We start from the raw sequence: 3,595 nt of genomic DNA on the forward strand, positions 1-3,595 counted from the left end.
TGTGTGGCCTTAAGGGTCGGCAGCGGCGGAGGAATCCGGCCTTGAACAGAAGCACGATGGCCGGGGCCCTCGTATAGACCTCGGCTGCCTGCGACTCCGCCACCGGACCCAATACGGCACCAGAATGCGTTGCCCGCTGATGCGAGACTGCGGCGAACCGACCTGGTGGCGCTGCCACCGGCGCATGATCGCCGACCTGGAGGCCCGGGACGGACGGCGGTTGCGCACATCATGCCCAACGGCTCGCTATCGGCGCACGGCCCGTCCGATTGGCTCACCGCCGCGGATCTGGACTGGTGCGCCGACACGCCGAGGTAAACGGTTACGCTTTGAACGTGGTGGCGAAGAAATGCGGAGCCCCACCTCGCTCGGATGGCTCGTCGAATCGCCCGGACTGCGTAGCCGCGGTGCGGGCGCAGACCCGCGACCGCAATCAGCACTACGCCGACAGCGCCGCACGACGGGCGCGGGCCCTCAACATAGCCGCGTGGCTGGCCGTGCTGGTAAGCGCCACGTTTGTGCTGATGCAGATCGTCACCGGAACCTGGTCGTGGCAGATCAGCGCCATCAACCTCGGCGCCATGCTGACCTTCGCGATCGTCCCCTGGCTGCAGCGATTCGGGGAATTGGTTGCGCCGCTTACCTTTATGGGCGCCGCCTACGTCACGGTCTTCGCCACGGGCGTGGACACGGGCACCGGATCGGGCTCGCAACTCTTCTTCCTGGTCGGCGCCTGTCTGGTGGTGCTGCTGCTGGGAATCGAACGCATCGTGTTGGCGTCCGCGCTGGCGGCCGTGGCCGCCGGCCTGATCATCACGGTCGAGTTTCTGGTCCCGCGAAACACCGGGGTGCAACCGGCCTGGGCCATGTCGACGGGCTTTGTCATCACAACCATCTCCAGCGTCGTCGTCGTCGTCGTGACGGTGTGGTTCGCCCTGCGTGATACCGCCCGCGCCGAGGCGGTCATGGAGGCCCAGTACGACCGCTCGGAGGCACTGCTGGAAAACATGTTGCCCGCCAGCATCGCCGAGCGCCTTAAGCAACCCGACCGCAGCGTCATCGCCGACAAATACGATGACGCCTCGGTTTTGTTTGCCGACATCGTCGGATTCACCGAACGCGCCAGCAGCACCCCGCCGGCCGACCTGGTGCGCTTCCTAGACCTCTTGTACGGAGCTTTCGATGCGCTCGTGGACAAGCACGGCCTCGAAAAAATCAAGGTCAGCGGCGACTCGTACATGGTCGTCAGCGGGGTCCCGCGTCCGCGGCCTGACCATTCCCGCGCGCTTGCCGATTTCGCGCTCGAGATGGCCAATGTCGCGGCGGGGCTGAAGGACCCGCACGGCGAGCCGATCCCGCTGCGAATCGGCATGGCCTGCGGGCCCGTGGTCGCGGGTGTGGTCGGCTCTCGCCGGTTCTTCTACGACGTGTGGGGCGACGCGGTCAACGTCGCGTCCCGGATGGAATCCACCGACTCGGTGGGCCGGATCCAGGTACCCGACGCGATGTACGAGCGCCTCAAAGGCGAATTCGTGCTGCAGGAGCGAGGCATCGTCCACATAAAGGGCAAGGGCCCGATGCGAACCTGGTATCTGATCGGCCGGAAGGCGACCGAGGAATCCACCGACCTGCGTACAGAGGTATCGCGCACCGCGCGGGTCTGAGCCGAAAGTCCCTATCCCCGAGACTGCCGCCGGTCCTGCCGGGGCGGGGCTGGTCGATTTCATCGGGTTGATCAGCCTGCTCGCCGGGAACGTCGTCCTGGCCTCACCGTTCGTCTCGATCGTCACCCTGGCGATCGTGGTCGGTGTCTGGTTCGTGGTAATCGGCGTTTTCGAAATCGTGTCGTCGTTCGGCATTTGCACAGGTTCGAAACAACTCACCAAGTAAGTCGTTGCGCCGGCTCGATCTTACTACTACACTGTGTCGTAGCTAGCCGTAGTTTTCGGGAGATGACAGATGAATGTCGTCGATATCTCGCGGTGGCAGTTCGGTATCACCACCGTCTACCACTTCATCTTCGTGCCGCTCACCATTGGCCTGGCTCCGCTGCTCGCCGTCATGCAAACGGTGTGGGCGGTCACCGGGAACACTGCCTGGTATCGGCTCACCAAGTTCTTCGGCAAACTGTTCCTGATCAACTTCGCCATCGGGGTGGCAACCGGCATCGTCCAGGAATTCCAGTTCGGCATGAACTGGAGCGAGTACTCGCGGTTTGTCGGCGACATCTTCGGCGCGCCGCTGGCCATGGAGGGCTTGGCCGCCTTCTTCTTCGAATCCACTTTCATCGGGTTGTGGATCTTCGGCTGGAGCCGGCTGCCGCGACTCGTGCACCTGGCGTGCATCTGGATAGTGGCTATCAGCGTGAACGTGTCCGCGTTCTTCATCATCGTGGCGAACTCGTTCATGCAGCACCCCGTTGGGGCGCACTACAACCCGGTGAGCCGGCGCGCCGAGTTGAACAGCATTGGCGCATTACTGTCCAATAACACTGCGCGGGCGGCGTTTTCGCATACCGTCATCGGCGCGCTGCTGACGGCAGCAACATTCGTTGCCGCCGTGAGCGCCTGGTGGCTGGTCCGTTCTCGCAATCCGGAACCCGGACTGCCCGACCGTGAGGCGGAAGCCCACACGATGTTTCGTCCGGCGGCGATCCTGGGATGCTGGGTTGCGCTGTTCGCCGCGGTCGGTTTGTTCTTCACGGGAGACGCGCAGGGCAAGCTGATGTTCCGCCAACAACCGATGAAGATGGCGTCGGCGGAGGCGCTGTGCGACACCCAGACCGATCCGGACTTCTCGGTCCTGACCATCGGAACGCATAACAACTGCGGGAGCGTCACCGACGTGGTCAAGGTGCGGTACGTGCTGCCGTTCCTGGCCGAAGGCAAGCCCAGCGGCGTGACGCTGCAAGGCGTGAACGACCTGCAGCGCGAATACCAACAGCGATTCGGGCCGAACGACTATCGGCCGAATCTCTTCGTCACCTACTGGGCGTTCCGACTGATGATCGGACTGCTGCTGATCCCAGTGTTGTTCGCGCTCACCGTGTTGTGGCTGACCCGGGGCGCACGCACCCCGAATCAGCGGTGGTTCTCCTGGTTCGCGCTGCTCACCATCCCCACGCCGTTTCTCGCCAACATCGCCGGCTGGGTATTCACCGAGATGGGCCGCCAGCCATGGGTGGTGGCCCCCAACCCGACTGGCGACCAGATGATCCGAATCACCGTCCGCGAAGGCGTCTCTCACCATTCTCCCGGGATGGTGGTCACATCCCTGGTGACATTCACCCTGGTCTACGCCGTGCTCGCGGTCGTCTGGTTCTGGCTGCTGAAGCGCTATGTCATCGAGGGGCCGCTGGAACACGACGCCGAACCGGCACCCTCGACCCCCGAGCAGGATGAGGTGGCGCCGCTGTCCTTCGCGTACTGAGCCAACGCGTAGCGAACCCGAAAGGACTCTCAATGAAGAAGTCAAGCCGCCGTCTCGGTGATTTGGGGTGAGCCGGGTTGCCAGGTGCGGTTGTCGCGGATGAGGGCGTAGAGGACGTTGGTGCGTCGTCTGGCCAGGCAGATTGTGGCCGGGATCGGTCGTTTGC

At 63.9% G+C, this 3,595-nt stretch carries 2 protein-coding genes and 1 pseudogene; all 3 read left to right on the plus strand.

The window, feature by feature from the left end; genetic code table 11:
* Positions 1-335: 335 nt before the first annotated feature.
* Complete coding sequence (locus JOZ00_RS07025) at positions 336-1,664, plus strand: adenylate/guanylate cyclase domain-containing protein (RefSeq protein ID WP_293314766.1); 1,329 nt, start codon at positions 336-338, stop codon at positions 1,662-1,664.
* A 35-nt stretch (positions 1,665-1,699) separates the two neighbouring features.
* Positions 1,700-1,890, plus strand: a pseudogene (locus tag JOZ00_RS07030) (DUF308 domain-containing protein); the annotation flags it as partial.
* Positions 1,891-1,959: 69 nt separating this feature from the next.
* A complete protein-coding gene (locus JOZ00_RS07035) occupies positions 1,960-3,429 on the plus strand; it encodes a cytochrome ubiquinol oxidase subunit I (RefSeq protein WP_293341658.1) in 1,470 nt (489 codons plus the stop codon).
* The last annotated feature ends 166 nt before the right edge of the window (positions 3,430-3,595 follow it).

It is taken from the genome of Mycobacterium sp., assembly GCF_019243155.1.
Taxonomy (GTDB): Bacteria; Actinomycetota; Actinomycetes; order Mycobacteriales; family Mycobacteriaceae; genus Mycobacterium.